We start from the raw sequence: 17,143 nt of genomic DNA, 5'->3' as shown, positions 1-17,143 counted from the left end.
CTAGACCAGATCGAAGTGCGCCGTGAAGTGGCGCAGCACCTTCGGCTCCCGGGTGAACTTGACGCCGCGGATCTGCTCCCGCTTCTGGAAGGCGTTGATCACGGTCTCGGCGACGTCTTCCAGGTGCAGGTTGGTGTAGACCCGCCGCGGAATCGCCAGCCGGGTGAACTCGAACGGGCTGCGGACGTTCTCGCCGGTCTCGGGGTCGCGGCCCATCACGAGCGAGCCGACCTCCACGGTGCGCACGCCGCCCTCCTGGTAGAGCGCCACCGTGAGCGCGTGGCCGGGGAACTGGTCCCACGGGATGTGCGGCAGGAACTTCGCGGCGTCGATGAACACCGCATGGCCGCCCACCGGCCACTGGATCGGGATGCCGGCGCTGCGCAGCAGGTTGCCCAGGTACTCCACCTGGCCCACCCGGTACGCCAGGTAGTCGGGATCCAGCGCCTCCCGGAGGCCCACCGCCATGGCCTCCAGATCCCGGCCGGCCAGGCCGCCGTAGGTCAGGAAGCCCTCGAAGGGCACGACCGTGCCGCCCACGCGGGTGTACAGCTCCTCGTCCTTGAAGGCCAGCAGGCCGCCGATGTTCACCAGCGCGTCCTTCTTGGCGCTCATCATCAACCCGTCGCCGTAGGAGAACATCTCCCGGGCGATGTCGATGGGCGCCTTGTCAGCGTAGCCTTCCTCCCGCATCCGGATGAAGTGGCAGTTCTCGGCGTACCGGGCCACGTCGAACAGCAGCAGGATGCCGTACTTCCGCGCGATGCGGGACGTCTCGCGGATGTTGGCCATGGATACGGGCTGCCCGCCCGCGGAGTTGTTGGTCACGGTCATCACGATGCAGGCGATGTTCTCCGCGCCGTGCTCCTGAATGAAGGCCTCGAGCCTGGCCGTGTCCATGTTGCCCTTGAAGGGGTGGTACTCCTCGGTGGGCACGTCCAGCAGCAGGTCGATCGGCCGGCCGCCGGCCAGCTGCACGTGGCCGCGAGTCGTGTCGAAGAACATGTTGGAGAGCACGTACATGCCCGGCCGGGTGATCAGCTGCGCGAAGGCGCTCTTCTCGGCGCCGCGGCCCTGGTGGGTCGGGAGGACGTACTCGTACCCGGTGATGTCAGTGACCGCCTCCTTCAGCCGGTAGTAGCTGCTGGCGCCGGCGTACGACTCGTCGCCCAGCATCATGGCGGACCACTGGAACTGGCTCATCGCGCCCGTGCCGGAGTCGGTGAGCAGGTCGATGTAGACGTCGGAGGACCGGAGCAGGAAGGGATTGTAGTGCGCTGCCTTGATGGCCGCCTCCCGGTCCTCCCGGGGGATCAGCCGGATCGGTTCCACCATCTTGATCTTAAAGGGCTCGCCCTTTGGCATGACTGGTTCCTCCTTCGTTATGATGATGGCGCGTCCGCCGACCTTACGAGCAAGGATCATACCAACGACAGCAGAAGGGCCGGGAGGTTTCTCCCGGCCCTCACATGTATCAAGATGAAACAAACACCGTCTCACTATGTATTATTCCGATACATCATGCCAGCCCGTAACGCGCCAGCTTCCGGTAGAGGGTGGCCCTGGAGAGCCCCAGGTGGCGTGCCAGTTCGGCCTTGGAGTCGAAGGCCCGCAGCCCCGCCTCCAGCACCCGGCGCTCCACCTCCTCCAGGGTGGGAAACGTGCCGGGGTCGTTGAGCCCCAGCCAGCCGTCCCCGCTGCGGTCCGCCGGCCCCGCGGCCGCCGTCTCGGCGCCGACCACGTCCGGCGGCAGGTCGCCCACGTCGATCACGTCGCCCTCCGCCAGGACCACCGCCTGTTCCACCACGTTCTCCAGCTCCCGGATGTTGCCCGGGAACGGATAGGCCATCAAAGCCCGCAGCGCGGCCGGGCTGAACCGGGCAGGCGGCCGGCCCAGCCGCTCGCAGACCCGCCGCATCGCGTGTTCCAGGAACAGGGGCAGGTCGGCGCGCCGCTCCCGGAGGGGCGGCAGTACCAAATGGATGACCCGCAGCCGGTAGTACAGGTCCTCCCGGAACCGCTTCTCCCGCACCAGCTGCGCCAGGTTCTGGTTAGTGGCCGAGATGATGCGCACGTTCACCTTCTGGACGGTGGTGCCGCCCACCCGCCGGATCTCGCCGCTCTGCAGCGCCCGGAGGAGCTTGGCCTGCAGCCCCGGATCCATGTCGCCGATCTCGTCCAGGAACAGCGTGCCGCCGTCGGCCAGCTGGAAGAGCCCCGGCCGGCCGCCCTTGCGGGAGCCCGTGAACGCCCCTTCCTCGTAGCCGAAGAGCTCGCTCTCCAGCAGCGTCCCGGGGATCGCCGCACAGTTGACCGCGATCAGGGGCTGTGACCTCCGGGCGCTGCGGTTGTGGATCAGCCGGGCCATGACCTCCTTGCCCGTGCCGCTCTCCCCCTCGATGAGCACGGGGGAGTCCACGGTGGCGGCCTTACGGGCGGTGAGGTACATGCGCTGGGCCGCGGGGCTCTGCCCGATGATGACGCCGTCCTCCGCGACCGGCGCCGCCGTCAGGTTCTCCCGCAGGAGGTCGATGGTGTTGCGGGCCTCGTCCAGCTGTCGGGAGAGCGCCAGCACCTCGGTGATGTCCCGGAAGACCGACACCGCGCCCACCATTCGCCCCTGATGGTACACCGGCACGATGTTGGAGACCACCACGTGGTCGAACACCCGGGTCCGGACGCCCAGCAGGGGCGTCCGGGAGGCGAGCACGTCCAGGATGTGGGAGTTGGGCACCACCTCGCTGACGTGACGCCCGACCACCTGATCTCGGGTCAGCCCGGTGATGCGGGTGTTGGCCTCGTTGGCGTAGATGACGTACCCCTCGCTGTCGACGGCGACCACGCCGTCGTGCAGGCTGTCCAGGACCTGTATGGCGTACCGCAGAATTGCGCCGTCCACGTGTGCTCCCCCCCGGCGGTGCGCTGCGCTCTTGCCATGCCGCCGAGTGGTGACTTCCACGCTCACCGCAGGGGTTCCTCCAGATCCGGGCCGGCGGGCAGGTCGAACTCCTCGTCCGGCAGGCCCGCGCCCTCCGGCTCCTCGGCGCCGTCCCGGGTCCCCCACCAACCCCCGGGGAGCGTCAGCCAGTTCCACCGCGCGCGGGGCTGCGGCTGGCAGGTGACCGCGGGCAGCTCGTCCGCCCAGTCGGCCGGCAGATACCGGGGGTTCCACGGGTCGGTGGGGTGGCGCACCAGCGGCTCCGGCCGCCGGATGAACAGCCGCTCCACCGGCGTGCCCGGACACCCGGGCTGCCACAGCTGCCACTGCTGGTAGGCCGGCCGTCCGTCCTGGGCCGGCACGGTGACCTGCACCACCTTGGCCTTCACCAGCAGGTTGCCGGGGCCCGACGGCTCGTGCCCCGCCAGGAACAGTTCCGTCACCACCTGCTCGGGCGGACAGTTGGCGTCCGGCAGCATGCCCGTCAGCCGGCAGACCGCGACGTCCACCACCTCCGCCGGCCGCGGCCAGTCCTCCGGGCGCTCGGTGACGGCCTGGGTCATGATGCGGTTCCAGATCTGCACCGGGACGTAAGCCCCGGTCCAGGGCAGGGGGTTGCCCGGATCGTCGTAGCCGGTCCAGACCCCGGTCACCAGGTCCGGCGTGAACCCGATGAACCAGGCATCCCGGTTCTCCTCGGTGGTGCCCGTCTTGCCTGCGGCCGGCCACCCCCGGAAGCCGCCGGTAAAGGCGTAGGCCGTCCCCCGGCGGATGACGCCCTTCATCATGTCGATCATCAGGTAGGCCGCGCCGGGGCTGACCACCTGCTCCTGCCGGGGGCGCGCCTCGAACAGCACCTCGCCGGTGCGGTCGACGATCCGGGTGATCACCACCGGGTCGACCTTCAGCCCCAGGTTGGCGATGGCGGCGTAGGCGGCCGTCAGGTCCAGCACGCTCACGCCCCTCTCGATGCCGCCCAGCGCCAGCGCCAGGTTCTCGTCCTCCGGCAGGATCGTCGTCAGCCCCATCTTCCGGGCCAGCGCGGCCCCCTCCCAGGGCCCGCCGCCAAACTGCATCGCCCGCACGGCCATGGGGTTCACCGACTGCTCCACGCCCCAGCGCGCCGGCTTCAGCCCCTGGTACCTGAAGTCGAAGTTCTGGGGCCACACGGTGGTACCGTCGTTGGACAGCCGGACCGGCGCGTCGTCCAGGATCGTCGCCGGCGACAACCCGGCCTCCAGGGCCGGCAGGTAGGCCACGATGGGCTTGATGGCCGAGCCCGGCTGCCGCAGGGCGTCGGTGGCCCGGTTGAACTCCAGCATGCCCTCCCGGGTGCGGCCGCCCACCAGCGCCAGCACCTCACCCGTGCGGGGGTTCATCACCACCGCCGCGGCCTCCGGCCGCGGCCCCTCGGCCGGGATGCCGTAGGCCTCGTCCGCAGCCGCCATCTGCTCGACCAGCGCCTGCTCCGCCAGCGCCTGCAGCGTGGGGTCCAGCGTGGTGTAGACCTTCAGCCCTGCCCGGGCCACCGACTGGGGATCCCGCAGCCGGATCCCGTACCGCTCCGCGAGCCCGGGCTGCGCGTCGGTCAGGATGCTGATGACGTAGTCGATGAAGTCGTTGCCCTCCTGCCGGTCTTCCCCGCCCTCGAAGGTGTTGGCCAGGGTGGGCCGGAAGGCCATCGCCTCTTCATACTGCTCCCGGGTGATCACGCCTTCCCGGAGCATCGCGTCCAGCACCACCGCGCGCCTCTCCAGGGAGGCCTCCATGTCCACGTAGGGGTCGTAGATGGACGGCCCGTTGACCATGCCGGCCAGTTGGGCCGCCTCTGCGATGTTGAGCTGGCCGACGTCCTTGCCGAAGAAGGTCTCGGCGGCCGCCTGGATACCGTACGCCCCCTGGCCGAAGTAGATCTGGTTGAGGTACATCTCCAGGATCTGATCCTTGGAGAACTTCCGCTCCAACTGGATCGCGATCCACGCCTCCTGCAGCTTCCGCCGCAGGGTCACCTCCTGCGTCAGCCAGCCGCTGCGGGCCAGCTGCTGGCTGATGGTGGATCCGCCTTCCACCCGCCCCCCCGGCAGCCCGAGGAGGTACAGGCCGGTGCGCCAGGCAGCACGGGCGAGGCCGCGGGGATCGAGGCCGAAGTGGGAACGGAAGCGGGGATCCTCCACGGCGATAAAGGCGTTCCGCACGTGCTCCGGGATCTGGCTGAGTCTGACCGGGATGCGGTTCTCGCCGCCGTGCAGCCGGTAGACCTCGTTTCCTTCCCGGTCGTAGATCACCGTGCTGGTCGCCCAGTTGAGCTCGCTCAGCTCCGGCGCGGCGGCGATGGTCTGCGCGACGAAGACGGCGACGCCGGCCCCGGACAGGACGAAGAGGGCCAGAAGGGTGAACAGGACGTAGCGCCAGGTCCGCCTCATCCGCCTCCGCCCCCTTCCGCGTGGTCCACTGGGACATATAGTGTGTACGAAAAAAGGGACGGCCTCTCGCCGTCCCTTCGAATCCCTGTTATCCCACAGCCGGCGTCTCGACCGCAACCTCCACCGCGTCGCCCCAAAGCCGCTCCAGGTTGTAGAACTCCCGCTCCTCTTCCTGCATCACGTGGACGACCACATCACCAAAGTCCAGCAGCACCCAGCGGCCGCCGCTGTACCCTTCCACGTGGCGTACCTTGTGCCCCTTCTTGTCGAGCTCCTCCTCCACGTGGTCCACGATCGCCCGCACGTGGGTGCCGCTGGTTCCGGAGCAGATGACGAAGTAGTCAGCCACCACGCTGATCGAGCGGATGTCCAGGATTCGGACGTCCCGGGCCTTCTTCCCCTCTGCCGCAATGGCAGCCCACTGGGCCAACTCGGCGGAATCCGTCAATCCGGCATTCTCCTTTCGTGTCAATTGTCTATCGATAGTTCACCCTATTCTCCCCGCGTCCGCAGGTTCCTCCTCATGCCGGGGAAGGCGGCACACGGGGGCCTCTTTGGCCGCGGCGGCTGCGCCGGCGCCGGAAGGCGCCCCGCAGACCCCTGGCTTCACGGTCCCTGCAACAGCCAGTTGCGCGCCTCCACCGACGCGGGGTGGATGAGCCACCCCTGCCCGACCAGGTAGAGCAGCGAGTTGTTCAGGGCCGCCAGCAGCGCCCGGTCCAGGTCCTGCTCCGCCGCCTCCCGGACCTCCGCCGCGCCGGGGAAGCGGCGGCCGGGCTCGGCGTAGTCCGCCACGTACAGCACCTTCTCCAGCAGACCCATCCCCGCCCGGCCGGTGGTGTGGGTGGCGATGGCCTGCAGCACCTCCCGGTCCGTCACGAGCCCCTGCTCCGCCAGCTGCGCCGCCGCGACCGGGCCGTGCAGCAGGTGGGGCGCCGCCCGCTCCACCGGGTGGACCGAGAGCCCCAGCCGCTCCGCCTCACGCAGCAGGGTTTCGGCAGGCAGCGGCTTGGCATAGTCATGCATCAGGGCCGCCACGGCCACCTGGTCAGGGTCGGCCCCGTGGATGCGGCCCAGGCGACGGGCGTACTCCAGCACCCGGTAGGTGTGCGCCAGCCGCTCGCCGGTCACCTGCCGCTGCAGGACGCCCTCCAGCGTGCGCCAGTCAGCCGTCGCCATGGCTTTCGCCCCTCAGGTAGAGTCGGTGTTCGGCGATGTAGCGGGCCACCGGGTCGGGCACCAGGTAGCGAAGCGGGTATCCCGCGGCTGCCAGCCGGCGCAGGTCGGCCGACGCGACGGCGACCCCGGGGATCTCCAGCAGCCGTACCCGCCCGGAGAGGCGCGGGCCCAGCTCGGCAAGGAGCCGGCGAGCCGCGGCCAGGTCGTGGCCGGGCCGGGTGACCGCGAAGAAGTCGACGCTCTGCATCAGCGTCTCCCACTCCCGCCAGGTGCGGATCGCCAACAGGCTGTCCAGGCCGATGATGAACGCCGGCTCCCAGTCAGGGTGCTCCGCCGCCAGCGCCCGGACCGTCTCGATGGTGTAGGACGGGCCGGGGCGGCGCAGCTCCAGGTCCGAGAAGCCGAAGGCCGGGTTGTCGGCGATGGCCAGCCGCACCATCGCCGCCCGGTGCTCCGCCGGCGTCACCGGCTGCCCCTGCTTGTGGGGCGGCTGCCGGTTGGGCAGGAAGATCACCCGCTCCACGCCGGTCAGGTGCAGCACCCCCTGGGCCGCGGCCAGGTGGCCCAGGTGGATGGGATCGAACGTGCCGCCGAGGACGGCGACGCGCGCCATGACATCGCCCCCCTCGTCACTCCGGCAGCGTGATCTTCGGCTCCTTCGGGTTCCGCCGGTACAGCAGGAAGTTCCGGCCCAGCACCTGCACCAGGGCGGCCCCGGTGCGCTCGGCCACCTGCGCCGCCACAGCCTCCGGCTCGGCCGGCGCCGTCTGCAGCACCCGTCCCTTGATCAGCTCCCGGGCCGTGAGCGCCCCGTCGGCCTGGCGGATGACGTTCTCGGTCACGCCGTCCTTGCCGATGGTCAGGATCGGGCTCATGGTCACGCCCATCGCCCGCAGGAACCGCTTCTGCTTGCCCCTGAGCTCCATGCTCGTCTCATCCTTTCCACGCGCAGGCGGCCCCGGCCGGTCAGACGGGGTCGGCCATCAGCTCGAACTCGATATCGCAGACCCGCACCGTGTCCCCGTCCTCCGCCCCGGCCTCCCGCAGGGCCTGCTCAACGCCCTTCAGCCGCAGGATGCGCAGGAAGCGGGCGACCGCCTCGTCGTTCTCCCACATGGTCATGGCCACCAGCCGCTCGATCTCCTTGCCTTCCACGTGCCACACCCCGCCGTACTTGTAGATCCGCCAGCCCTCCTCCTTGGGCCGGTAGACCATCTCCGCCTCGGGAGCCGCCGGCTCCGGGGGCACCCACTGCCGGATGAGGTCGTACGCCGCCTCCAGCAGCGGGCGGAAGCCCTCCCGCGTGGCGCCGGAGATCGGGAAGACGCGGTAGCCGCGCTTCTCCAGGGCCTCCCGGACCCGGGGCAGGTTCTCCCGGGCGTCCGGCAGGTCCATCTTGTTGAAGGCCACCAGGGTCGGGCGCGCCGCCAGCTCCGGGTTGTAGGCGCGCAGCTCGTTGTGGATCACATCGAAGTCGCTGAGCGGGTCCCGCCCCTCGGTGCCCGCGCCGTCCAGCACGTGGATCAGCACCTTCGTCCGCTCCACGTGGCGGAGGAACTCGTGTCCCAGCCCCACGCCCTGGTGTGCGCCCTCGATGAGGCCGGGGATGTCGGCGATGACGAAGGAGCGCCCCTCGCCCAGGTCGACGACGCCCAGGACGGGCGTCAGGGTGGTGAACGGGTAATTGGCGATCTTCGGCCGGGCCGCGCTGACCGCGGACAGGAACGTGGACTTGCCCGCGTTGGGGAAGCCCACCAGCCCCACGTCCGCGACCACCTTCAGCTCCAGCAGCAGCCAGCGCTCCTCACCCGGCTCGCCCTTTTCGTAGAAGGTCGGGCACTTGTTGGTGGGCGTGGCGAAGCGCATGTTGCCCCGGCCGCCGCGGCCGCCGCGGGCGACCACCGCCCGCTGGCCGGGCTCCACCAGGTCGAAGAGCACCTCGCCGGTGTCGTCGTCCTTGACCACGGTGCCCGGGGGCACCTTGATGACCAGGTCCTCGCCCTTGCGGCCGTGCATCCCCTTCGGGCCGCCGTGCTCGCCCCGCTCGGCCTTGAAGTGCTTCTGGTACTTGAAGTCGACCAGGGTGTTGAGCCCCGGGTCGACGACGAACACCACGTCGCCGCCCCGGCCGCCGTCGCCACCCCAGGGGCCGCCCTGCGGGACGTACTTCTCCCGCCGCACCGAGTTGGAGCCCCGCCCGCCGTCGCCGCCTTTCACGTAAATGCGGGCCACATCCACGAACATGGCATCACGCCCCAGACCGGATTCTCGTCGCTATCCTTAGCCGGCCGGCAGGCGCTTATGTGCCGGCGGCTTCGTGGAAGAAGCCCCAGCACCGCCGGGTGCTGGGGCCTCCGGAATCCACCTTACGCCTCGACGGCCAGCTGGATGGGCACCACCGAAACCTGCTTCCGGTTGGCCCCCTTGCGGCCGAACTTCACGATGCCGTCCGCCAGCGCGTACAAGGTGTCGTCCTTGCCGCGGCCGACGTTCGCACCAGGGTGAATCTTGGTGCCCCGCTGGCGCACGATGATCTGGCCGACGGTGACGAGCGAGCCGTCACCCTTCTTCACGCCCAGATACTTAGGGTTCGAGTCACGACCGTTCTTGGTCGAGCCGACGCCCTTCTTGCTCGCAAACAGCTGAAGGAACATGGGGTCAGCCTCCCTCCGTCACGCGGACATAATTCTTATAATCCTTCGCAATATCCTTCAGTCCGAGTACCGTGGTCTCCAGGATGGCCTGGGCCTTCAGCCGGGACTCAGGGGTGCCCCCCGGCAGCAGCCTGCACCAAGCCCTGCCGCTGACGGCCTTCCCCTCGTGGGGGTGACCCGCAACCCGCTTCAGCCCGATCAGGGCCGTCACCACCAGCGCCGTCACCCCGGCGCAGACGATGTCCTCGCCCGGCTCCGCGTAGCCGGCATGCCCCTCGGTCTCCAGGGAGACCACCGAGCCGTCTTCCGCCCGGCCGACCCGAACCGTGATCACCGGCTTACCCCTCGATGGACTCGATGGTGATCGCCGTGAACGGCTGCCGGTGGCCGGTCTTGCGCCGGTAGTTGGTCTTGTTGCGGTACTTGAAGACGATGATCTTCGGCCCCTTGCCGTGGGCGGCCACCTTCGCAGTCACCTTGGCACCCTCGATGTACGGCGTGCCGACGGTCACCTTGCCGTCCCGGCTGATGGCCAGGACCTTGTCGAACACGACGGTCTCGCCCTCGCCGGCCGTCAGCTTCTCGACCCGCAGGGTGTCGCCCTCCTGGACCCGGTACTGCTTGCCGCCCGTCTCCACGATCGCGTAAGTCAAACGGAACACCTCCGAGGATGTAGACTCGCCGGCGGCCAGGTACGCCCAACGGCGTTTTCCGAACCCGCCCCGTGCGGTTGCCACCACAGCCCCTCGGCAAGGGGCGCGCGGAGGCGACATGTAATGTTAGCATGGGTTGGCCGCCCGTGTCAATGCAGGGGCGGCCCGTTGCGTTCGCAGGGAATATCAGGATGTCTATTGAGTTTTTAGAGAATATGAATTATAATTTCAGTTGCGTGCAAGATCGCAACGGCAACCGGAAGGTGAGATCGCGCCCGCCGGGGGAGGGATGAACATGCGGAACCGGCGCAACCTGCTCATCTGGATCGCAACCCTTCTGTCCGCCGTCGGCGTCTTCCTGCTGGTGGTGAACGGCCAGATGATGCTCGGCCTCAGCGCCGCCGTGGCCGTGGCTCTGTTCGGTGCCGGCCGGCGCGCGTGCCGGCTCGGGCCCGACAGCACGCCGAGCCTTGACCCAGAATGAAACAAACGGATATAATTCTAGTCGCATAGCTCGATGGTGGAGACAAGGAGAGCCATCGGCAGCTGCGAGGAGCCGTGCACGGCGCGGCGCCTCCGGTTGGCCGTGGCTCTCCTTGTTTCCTTTGGATTGTGAGGGAGTGCGTATGAACCGTACCGAGATGATCCGGCGCCTGGCCTCGGAATCCTTCGACCTGCTGGTGGTCGGCGGCGGGATCACGGGGGCCGGCGTCGCCCGCGAGGCTGCCCTCCGCGGCCTGAAGGTGGGCCTCGTGGAGGCCAGCGACTTCGCCTTCGCCACCAGCAGCCGCTCCACCAAGCTGATCCACGGCGGCCTGCGCTACCTGAAGAACTTCGAGTTCCGCCTCGTCCGGGAGTCGGTGGTGGAACGGCAGAACCTGCTGGTCATGGCCCCGCACCTGGTCAAGGCCACCACCTTCCTGTTCCCGGTCTACGAGGGCGACCCCGACCCGTTGTGGATGCTCAACATCGGCCTGACCCTCTACGACTGGTTCGCGGGCCGGAGCAACCCGATCCCGCACAGGATGCTGAAGCCCGGTCCGCTCCGGGAGCGGGAGCCGTGGCTCAGGGCCGACCGGCTGAAGGGCGGCGCGCTCTACGCCGACTGCCGCACCGACGACGGCCGGCTGACCCTGGAGGTGATCCAGTCCGCCGCCGCACACGGCGCCGCGGTGGCCAACTACGTCCGGCTGACCGCGTTCCGCAAGGACAGCCGCGGCCGGATCGTGGGGGCGACGGTGCGGGACGAGCTGACCGGCGACACCTTCGACGTCCGGGCGGACCGGGTGCTGGCCGCGGCGGGGCCGTGGGCGGACGCGGTACGCCAACTGGACGACCCCGGCGCTCCGACCCTCCTCCGGCTCACCAAGGGCGTCCACCTGGTGGTGCCCCACGATCGGCTGCCCATCCGGCACGCGGTGGTGATGCGGGGCCGGGACGGCCGCATGATGTTCGCCGTCCCCTCGGGCAACTGCACGTACATCGGTACCACCGACACCGATCACCACGGCGACCCGGCGGCCTACTCGATCACCCGGTGGGACGTGGAGTACGTGGTGGACGCCGCCCGCCGGCTCTTCCCGGAGGCGGGGCTGACCACCGACGACATCATCGCCGGCTGGTCGGGCTTCCGGCCGCTCCTGAAGCCCGCGAAGGAGGCGGATCCCTCGGCGACCACCCGGGACTACAAGCTCTTCCACAGCCCGTCCGGGCTGGTCACGGTGGCTGGCGGCAAGCTGACCGCCTTCCGGGCCATGGCCAGCCACATCGTCGACGACCTCTTCCCGGCCACCCGGAGCGCGGCGCACCTCGCCGCCAGCACGGCGCCCCTGCCCGGCGCGCAGGGGAAACTGCCGGACGGCGGGCTGAAGCGGCAGCTGGCTGCCGAGGTCGGCGGGGCCGAGAGGCTCATTGACCTGCTGGCCGACCGGTACGGCGCGGTCCTGGCCCAGGTGGCCGCCGAGGCCCGGGAGGTCGCGGCGCCCGACCCGGAGCTGCGCTGGCGGCTGGCCCAGGCGCGGTACGCGGTGAAGGCCGAGATGGCCATGCACCTGGTCGACGTGGTCCGGCGGCGCACCGACCTCATGCTCTTCACGGCGCACAACGGGCGGCCCTGGCTGCCCGCGCTGGCCGGCGAGATGGGCGCCCTGCTGGGCTGGAGCGAGGCGCAGAAGCAGGCGGAGATCGCCGCCGCCGAGCAGGAGATCGACGGGATGTTCGCGTGGCGGCAGGAGGCGGCCGCCGGCGCATGAGGAGGGCTGCGGACCGCACGCAGCAACGAGCCCCGGACCTGGCCGTGCCAGGTCCGGGGCTTGCGCGCTCCAAGTGGCTCAGTGCGGGGCAACGCGCCCTTTCGCGTACGTGCGGAACACCTTCAGGATCTCCACCGGCACCACCTGGCCCACCAGGCGGCCGGCATCGGCCACGTCGATGACGTAGCCGTCCACCCTGGCGATGCCGTCGGCCGCGTTGGAGGCGTGGGGCTCCTCGATGCGCAGCTGCAGCACCTGGCCGGCGGAAACCGGCAGCGCCTTGGCCTCCACCTCCTCCCGGGTGCCCAGGGCCTTCAGGCTCCACGAGTCGGGGGAAACCTCGCTGTTGCCGCGGATGTAGATCGTCCGGGCCAGCTCCTCCTCCAACGCCCGCAGATTGGCCCCGCCGGGGCGGATCACCAGGGCCGCCACCGAGGGATGGACCTCCATCAGCAGGGCTTCGCTGGACGACTGCTTCATGATGCGCCGGATCTCGGCCCGCACCCGGTGGGCCATGGTCTGCTCGTTGAGCACCTTCCCCCGGCCGTCGCAGGCGGGGCAGGGCTTGGTGAGCACCTCGCTCAGGTTCTGGCGCGACTTCTTGCGGGTCATCTCGAGCAGGCCGAGCTGGGTGAGCCCCAGGATGTTGGCTCGGGTGCGGTCCCGCCTCAAAGCCTCCTCCAGGGCCTGGATCACCTGCTGCCGGTGGTCCTCCCGGTCCATGTCGATGAAGTCGATGATGATGATCCCGCCGATGTCCCGGAGCCGCAGCTGCCGGGCGATCTCCCGGGCGGCCTCCAGGTTCGTGCGGAAGACCGTGTCGGCCAGGTTCGTCGAGCCGACGAACTTGCCGGTGTTCACGTCGATGGCGGTGAGCGCCTCGGTCTGGTCGATGATGATGTACCCGCCGCTCCTGAGCCACACTCGCCGGCGCAGCGCCTTCTCGATCTCCATCTCGACGCCGTAGTAATCGAAGAGGGTCTGGTCGCTGCGGGTGTAGAGCTTGACCCGGTCTTTGAGCTGGGGCGCGTGCAACTCCACCACCGCGAGGGCGGTGTCGTAGGCGGACCGCTGGTCCACCAGGAACAGGCTGACGGAGTCATCCAGCCCGTCCCGCACCAGCCGGTGGATGAGCCCCTGGTCGTGGTGGACCAGGGACGGCGCCCTGGCCGTCCTGGCCCGGGCGGCGATCTGCTGCCAGTGGCGCTCGAGGAAAGCGGCGTCGTGGGCCAGTTCCTCCTCGCTGGCGCCCTCCGCCACCGTGCGCACGATGAGCCCCATCCCGTCGGGCTTCACGGCGTGGGCAATCTGCTTCAGCCGGTCCCGCTCCCGCTCGTCGGTGATGCGCCGGCTGACGCCGACGTAGTCCACGTGAGGCATGAGGACGAGGAAGCGCCCGGGCAGGGTGATGTTGCGGGTGACCCGCGCCCCCTTGGTGCCGATGGGCTCCTTGGCCACCTGGACCAGGATGTCCTGGCCGGTCCTGACCAGCTCGCCGATGGTGGGCCGGCGCCCGGACCGCGGCAGGGGCGTCTCCCCCTCCAGCGGCGCCCGGCCGGGCTGGGCGTCGTCCACGTACAGGAAGGCGTTGCGCTCCAGGCCGATGTTGACGAAGGCGGCCTGCATGCCGGGCAGCACGTTCTCGACCTTGCCCTTGTAGATGTTGCCGACGATGCGTTCATGTACGGGCTGCTCGATGTACAGCTCCACCAGCTCGCCGTCTTCCAGCACCGCCGCGCGCGTCTGGTCGATGTCGACCGTCAAGAGTATCTCCTTGCGCATGAAAAAAGCCCCTTCTCTCCTGGGGATGGCTGCTCTGGGAACTAGTATCCCAAATTTAGTGGTTTTCTTCTCCAGAACGGCCGAGTCCTGCACGGGCCAAGGCGGACGGACAAAGCCCCCCGGATCCGACGGGGGGCTGTTCGCGGCTGTCGGCTAGGAACTCCGCTCGACCACGACCGTGTAGTCCAGGGCCAGGATGACGACCGCGCTGAGAGCGGTGAGCATCGGCAGCACCAGGGCGAAGACCACGGCGCCGCCCACGGGCAGGTTGAGGATCTCATAGCCCTTGGGGTCCCGCACGATGATCCGGTTGACGTTGCCCTCGTGCAGAATCCGCTTCAGCGTCTCCACCAGGTCCCGGCCGCTCACCTTCAGCTCCTCGGTGAAGAAGCCCGACGGCGTCTGCTCCTCCTCCAGCTGGACCGCGGCGGCCACCGCGTCCCAGCCGTTCTGCTCCAGCACCTCCCGGGCCCGGGCGTAAGAGATCTTGAAGCGGTTGCGCAGGAGGTCCATCTTCTCCAGCTTCTCCCGTTCTTCCATCGAGTCCCCCTCCTCCTCGGGCATCGACCGACCGGTGACCGGTCCTACTCGTGGGACGTCCCGATGCGGCCCCTTCCCTTCAACCGACGGCCGCTTTTTCAGACGAAAGGGCGCCGGAGACAGGCGTCACAGGGACCAGGGCTCGGCGCAGATCCCGGTCTCGGGGTCGCGCCGGTACAGCATCAGCCGGTGGGCGAGCGCCAGCTCCACCCCCGCGAGGTCGGGCGCGCACCGGATCAGGCCCGCCACCACCTCATCGGGCCGCACGTTGCCCGCGGAGCCGGTCTGCACCAGCGCCCGCAACTCGCCGGGACCCTCGACCGCCAGGCTGTATACGTGGGGGCGGATGTCCACGGACCGGGAGCCGGCGGGACCCTCCCGGGTCACCACCACCTGCTCTGCCTCCAGGAACCGGGCCACGGCCTGCCGCAGGGCCTCCTCGTCGGCCCCCTGCAGCGTCAGCCGGTACTCGGCGGCGTTGACCAGGGCCATGAGCGATTCGCCGCCCTCGGGGGCGGGGCGGGCCTCCAGCAGCCGCACGTCGGCCGGCAGGGCCGCGTTGGCCCGGGACACGAACGCCTCGGGCTCCACGGGTTCCGTCAGGTCCACGTCGATGAACTCGCCCTCACTGCTTGTCCCCGTCGCCAGGGCGGAGGCGTAGCTGATGCGCGGGTGCGGGTTGAACCCCTGGGTGAACGCCAGCGGCAGTCCCGCGCGCCGCAGGCCGCGCTCCACGACCCGCTGAAAATCCAGATGCGACAGGAACCGGGCGAGCCCCAGCTTAGCCAGCCGAATCCGTAACCGCAATTTCGTCCTCTCCCACAAAGCCCGCGGGCTTCAGTGTCGGCAGCACGTCGTAACGCATGCACACGCCGCACAGGTCACAGTTCTCCCAGCGGCAGTCCTCCACCTCCACCTCGGCCATCGCCCGGCGGTGGTCGTCGATCAGCCACTCCCGGCTGAGCCCCGGCGAGAGGTGATCCCAGGCGAATCGCTCGCCGTAGCCCTTCCGGCGGTAGGTGTAGAAGGCCACGTCGACGCCGGCCTCGGCGCACGCCCGGAGCCACAGGTTGTAGTCGAAGTGCTCGTTCCAGCCGTCGAACCGGGCCCCCATCTGCCACGCCTTCAGCACGGCCGCGGCCACCCGCCGGTCTCCCAGCGAGAGCAGGGCCTCGATGTGGCTCACGTCGGCCTCGTGGTACTTATACTCGATGCGCCGGTCCTTCAGGAAGCGCTTGATGTGCTCCTGGCGCCGGCGGGCCTCCGCCAGGGTCACCTGCGGCTCGAACTGGAACGGGGTGTGGGGCTTGGGCACGAAGACGGAGACCGAGATGGTCACCCGTACCTTGCGCGCCTCCTGCCGGCCCAGCTCCTCCTCGGCGATCTCCAGGGCCCAGCGGCCCTTCTCGGCGATCGCCTCCAGGTCGGCGTCGGTCTCGGTGGGCAGGCCGAGGATGAAGTACAGCTTCACGGCCCGGTAGCCGCTGCGGAAGGCGGCCCGCATGGCCTCGCGGATGTCCCGGTCGGACACGGTCTTGTTGATCACCCGCCGGATGCGGGCGGAGCCGCCCTCGGGCGCCAGGGTGATCGATCCCTTGCGCACCTTGCTCACGGCGTCCGCCAGCGCCACCGAGAAGGCGTCCACCCGGGTGGAGGGAAGGGTGACGTTGACGCCGTCGCAGCGCAGCTGGTCCGACAGCCTGCTGACCGTCTGCTGCACGTCGGTGTAGTCCGCCGTGGAGAGGGAGACCAGCGACAGCTCGCTGTAGCCGGTGTTCTTCACGATCTCCCGGGCCAGCCGCTGCACCACCTCGGGCGAACGCTCCCGCACCGGCCGGGTGATGTAGCCCGCGTGGCAGAAGCGGCAGCCGCGGGTGCAGCCCCGGAAGACCTCGACCTGCGCCCGGTCGAAGACGATCTGGGTGTTGGGCACCACGGGCCGGGTCGGGTAGTCGATGCTGTCCAGATCCTTGACCGTCGCCCGTTCCACCACCTCCGGCACCCCGGGCTCGGTGGGCCGGTACGCCTTGATGGTGCCGTCGGGGTTGTACTCCACCGCGTACAGGCTCGGCACGTAGCAGCCGGTGATGCCCGCCATGCGCCGCAGCAGCTCCCTCCGGTCCCTGCGCCCCGCGTCCCGCCAGGCCTTGTAGGCGTCGAGGATCTCGTGGATGACCTCCTCGCCGTCGCCCAGCACCGCGACGTCCAGGAACGGGGCCAGCGGCTCGCAGTTGAAGGCGCAGGGGCCGCCGGCGATGACCAGGGGATCGGCTTCGGTGCGCTGCTCCGCGAGGAGCGGCACCCCGGCCAGGTCCAGGCAGGTCAGCAGGTTGGTGTAGGTCAGCTCGTAAAGCAGCGGGAAGGCGATGATGTCGAACTCCCGGACGGGCGTCCAGGTCTCCAGCGTGAAGAGCGGGATCCCCTCCGCCCGCATCTCCTTCTCCATATCGGTCCAGGGGGCGTACGCCCGCTCGCAGCAGGCGTCGTCCCGCCGGTTGATCTGGTGGTACATGATCAGCGACCCCAGGTGGGACATGCCCACCTCGTACGCGTCGGGAAACGTCCAGGCGACCTTGACGTCCACCTTGGCGTGATCCTTCACCACGGCGTTCCACTCGCCGCCGGTGTAGCGGGCGGGCTTGGAGACCCGGGGAAGCACGCGCTCGATGCGCTCGCGCAGGGTCTCGGCCATGCCATCACCCCTTTTCCTGTCTGTGATTGC

Annotated in this window: 17 protein-coding genes; 2 read left to right on the top strand and 15 right to left on the bottom strand. The window is 69.6% G+C overall.

The features are described 5' to 3' along the window. From STH_RS02295 to rplU, 11 genes are all read right to left on the bottom strand, one after another. On the bottom strand, positions 1-1,365 hold the full coding sequence (locus STH_RS02295; protein WP_011194573.1) for a tryptophanase: 1,365 nt from the start codon (positions 1,363-1,365) through the stop codon (positions 1-3). Between the two features lie 154 nt (positions 1,366-1,519). Further along, positions 1,520-2,899: a sigma-54 interaction domain-containing protein gene (locus STH_RS02290; protein WP_050742060.1), complete on the bottom strand. Its 1,380-nt coding sequence runs from the start codon at positions 2,897-2,899 to the stop codon at positions 1,520-1,522. Between the two features lie 62 nt (positions 2,900-2,961). Further along, positions 2,962-5,361, bottom strand: a complete 2,400-nt coding sequence (locus STH_RS02285; RefSeq protein ID WP_011194571.1) for a transglycosylase domain-containing protein — start codon at positions 5,359-5,361, stop codon at positions 2,962-2,964. 88 nt (positions 5,362-5,449) lie between these two features. Then, positions 5,450-5,809, bottom strand: coding sequence for a ribosome silencing factor (gene rsfS, locus STH_RS02280; protein WP_050742059.1), 360 nt, complete (start codon positions 5,807-5,809; stop codon positions 5,450-5,452). 158 nt (positions 5,810-5,967) lie between these two features. Further along, positions 5,968-6,540, bottom strand: a complete 573-nt coding sequence (yqeK, locus tag STH_RS02275; protein WP_011194569.1) for a bis(5'-nucleosyl)-tetraphosphatase (symmetrical) YqeK — start codon at positions 6,538-6,540, stop codon at positions 5,968-5,970. Next, the gene (gene nadD / locus STH_RS02270; protein WP_011194568.1) at positions 6,527-7,153 is read right to left on the bottom strand and encodes a nicotinate-nucleotide adenylyltransferase; all 627 of its coding nucleotides are present in this window, start codon (positions 7,151-7,153) and stop codon (positions 6,527-6,529) included. Before nadD ends, yqeK begins: the two co-directional genes overlap by 14 nt. 16 nt (positions 7,154-7,169) lie before the next feature. Beyond that, entirely contained in the window at positions 7,170-7,466 is a 297-nt protein-coding gene (yhbY, locus tag STH_RS02265; protein ID WP_011194567.1) for a ribosome assembly RNA-binding protein YhbY, read from the bottom strand. Positions 7,467-7,506: 40 nt separating this feature from the next. Further along, the gene (obgE, locus tag STH_RS02260; protein ID WP_011194566.1) at positions 7,507-8,784 is read right to left on the bottom strand and encodes a GTPase ObgE; all 1,278 of its coding nucleotides are present in this window, start codon (positions 8,782-8,784) and stop codon (positions 7,507-7,509) included. 122 nt (positions 8,785-8,906) lie between these two features. Beyond that, positions 8,907-9,194: a 50S ribosomal protein L27 gene (gene rpmA / locus STH_RS02255; protein WP_011194565.1), complete on the bottom strand. Its 288-nt coding sequence runs from the start codon at positions 9,192-9,194 to the stop codon at positions 8,907-8,909. Positions 9,195-9,198: 4 nt separating this feature from the next. Next, positions 9,199-9,528, bottom strand: coding sequence for a ribosomal-processing cysteine protease Prp (locus tag STH_RS02250; protein ID WP_011194564.1), 330 nt, complete (start codon positions 9,526-9,528; stop codon positions 9,199-9,201). A gap of 4 nt (positions 9,529-9,532) precedes the next feature. Next, positions 9,533-9,847, bottom strand: a complete 315-nt coding sequence (gene rplU, locus STH_RS02245) for a 50S ribosomal protein L21 (protein ID WP_011194563.1) — start codon at positions 9,845-9,847, stop codon at positions 9,533-9,535. A gap of 295 nt (positions 9,848-10,142) precedes the next feature. Between rplU and STH_RS02240 the strand changes: the two genes are divergently transcribed. Then, positions 10,143-10,331, top strand: a complete 189-nt coding sequence (locus STH_RS02240; RefSeq protein WP_011194562.1) for a hypothetical protein — start codon at positions 10,143-10,145, stop codon at positions 10,329-10,331. Between the two features lie 142 nt (positions 10,332-10,473). Further along, on the top strand, positions 10,474-12,099 hold the full coding sequence (locus tag STH_RS02235; RefSeq protein ID WP_050742058.1) for a glycerol-3-phosphate dehydrogenase/oxidase: 1,626 nt from the start codon (positions 10,474-10,476) through the stop codon (positions 12,097-12,099). A gap of 78 nt (positions 12,100-12,177) precedes the next feature. Here STH_RS02235 and STH_RS02230 read toward each other — a convergent pair whose 3' ends face one another. From STH_RS02230 to STH_RS02215, 4 genes are all read right to left on the bottom strand, one after another. Continuing rightward, on the bottom strand, positions 12,178-13,881 hold the full coding sequence (locus STH_RS02230; RefSeq protein ID WP_011194560.1) for an Rne/Rng family ribonuclease: 1,704 nt from the start codon (positions 13,879-13,881) through the stop codon (positions 12,178-12,180). A 153-nt stretch (positions 13,882-14,034) separates the two neighbouring features. After that, positions 14,035-14,421 (bottom strand): DUF4342 domain-containing protein, encoded by a 387-nt coding sequence (locus STH_RS17780; protein ID WP_050742057.1) that lies wholly within the window; start codon positions 14,419-14,421, stop codon positions 14,035-14,037. A gap of 126 nt (positions 14,422-14,547) precedes the next feature. After that, entirely contained in the window at positions 14,548-15,228 is a 681-nt protein-coding gene (locus STH_RS02220) for a TIGR03936 family radical SAM-associated protein (RefSeq protein WP_050742056.1), read from the bottom strand. Beyond that, positions 15,203-17,113 (bottom strand): TIGR03960 family B12-binding radical SAM protein, encoded by a 1,911-nt coding sequence (locus STH_RS02215; protein WP_011194557.1) that lies wholly within the window; start codon positions 17,111-17,113, stop codon positions 15,203-15,205. Before STH_RS02215 ends, STH_RS02220 begins: the two co-directional genes overlap by 26 nt. Positions 17,114-17,143: the final 30 nt, after the last annotated feature.

It is taken from the genome of Symbiobacterium thermophilum IAM 14863, from assembly GCF_000009905.1.
Taxonomy (GTDB): Bacteria; Bacillota; Sulfobacillia; order Symbiobacteriales; family Symbiobacteriaceae; genus Symbiobacterium; species Symbiobacterium thermophilum.
This window is presented reverse-complemented; position numbering and strand designations above follow the sequence as displayed.

Excerpts from the sequence above, each read along its gene's own strand:
- STH_RS02295 (WP_011194573.1), bottom strand. The coding sequence starts at position 1,365 with ATGCCAAAGGGCGAGCCCTTTAAGATCAAGATGGTGGAACCGATCCGG.
- STH_RS02285 (WP_011194571.1), bottom strand. The coding sequence starts at position 5,361 with ATGAGGCGGACCTGGCGCTACGTCCTGTTCACCCTTCTGGCCCTCTTC.
- yqeK (WP_011194569.1), bottom strand. The coding sequence starts at position 6,540 with ATGGCGACGGCTGACTGGCGCACGCTGGAGGGCGTCCTGCAGCGGCAG.
- nadD (WP_011194568.1), bottom strand. The coding sequence starts at position 7,153 with ATGGCGCGCGTCGCCGTCCTCGGCGGCACGTTCGATCCCATCCACCTG.
- yhbY (WP_011194567.1), bottom strand. The coding sequence starts at position 7,466 with ATGGAGCTCAGGGGCAAGCAGAAGCGGTTCCTGCGGGCGATGGGCGTG.
- obgE (WP_011194566.1), bottom strand. The coding sequence starts at position 8,784 with ATGTTCGTGGATGTGGCCCGCATTTACGTGAAAGGCGGCGACGGCGGG.
- rpmA (WP_011194565.1), bottom strand. The coding sequence starts at position 9,194 with ATGTTCCTTCAGCTGTTTGCGAGCAAGAAGGGCGTCGGCTCGACCAAG.
- STH_RS02240 (WP_011194562.1), top strand. The coding sequence starts at position 10,143 with ATGCGGAACCGGCGCAACCTGCTCATCTGGATCGCAACCCTTCTGTCC.
- STH_RS02235 (WP_050742058.1), top strand. The coding sequence starts at position 10,474 with ATGAACCGTACCGAGATGATCCGGCGCCTGGCCTCGGAATCCTTCGAC.
- STH_RS02230 (WP_011194560.1), bottom strand. The coding sequence starts at position 13,881 with ATGCGCAAGGAGATACTCTTGACGGTCGACATCGACCAGACGCGCGCG.
- STH_RS17780 (WP_050742057.1), bottom strand. The coding sequence starts at position 14,421 with ATGGAAGAACGGGAGAAGCTGGAGAAGATGGACCTCCTGCGCAACCGC.
- STH_RS02215 (WP_011194557.1), bottom strand. The coding sequence starts at position 17,113 with ATGGCCGAGACCCTGCGCGAGCGCATCGAGCGCGTGCTTCCCCGGGTC.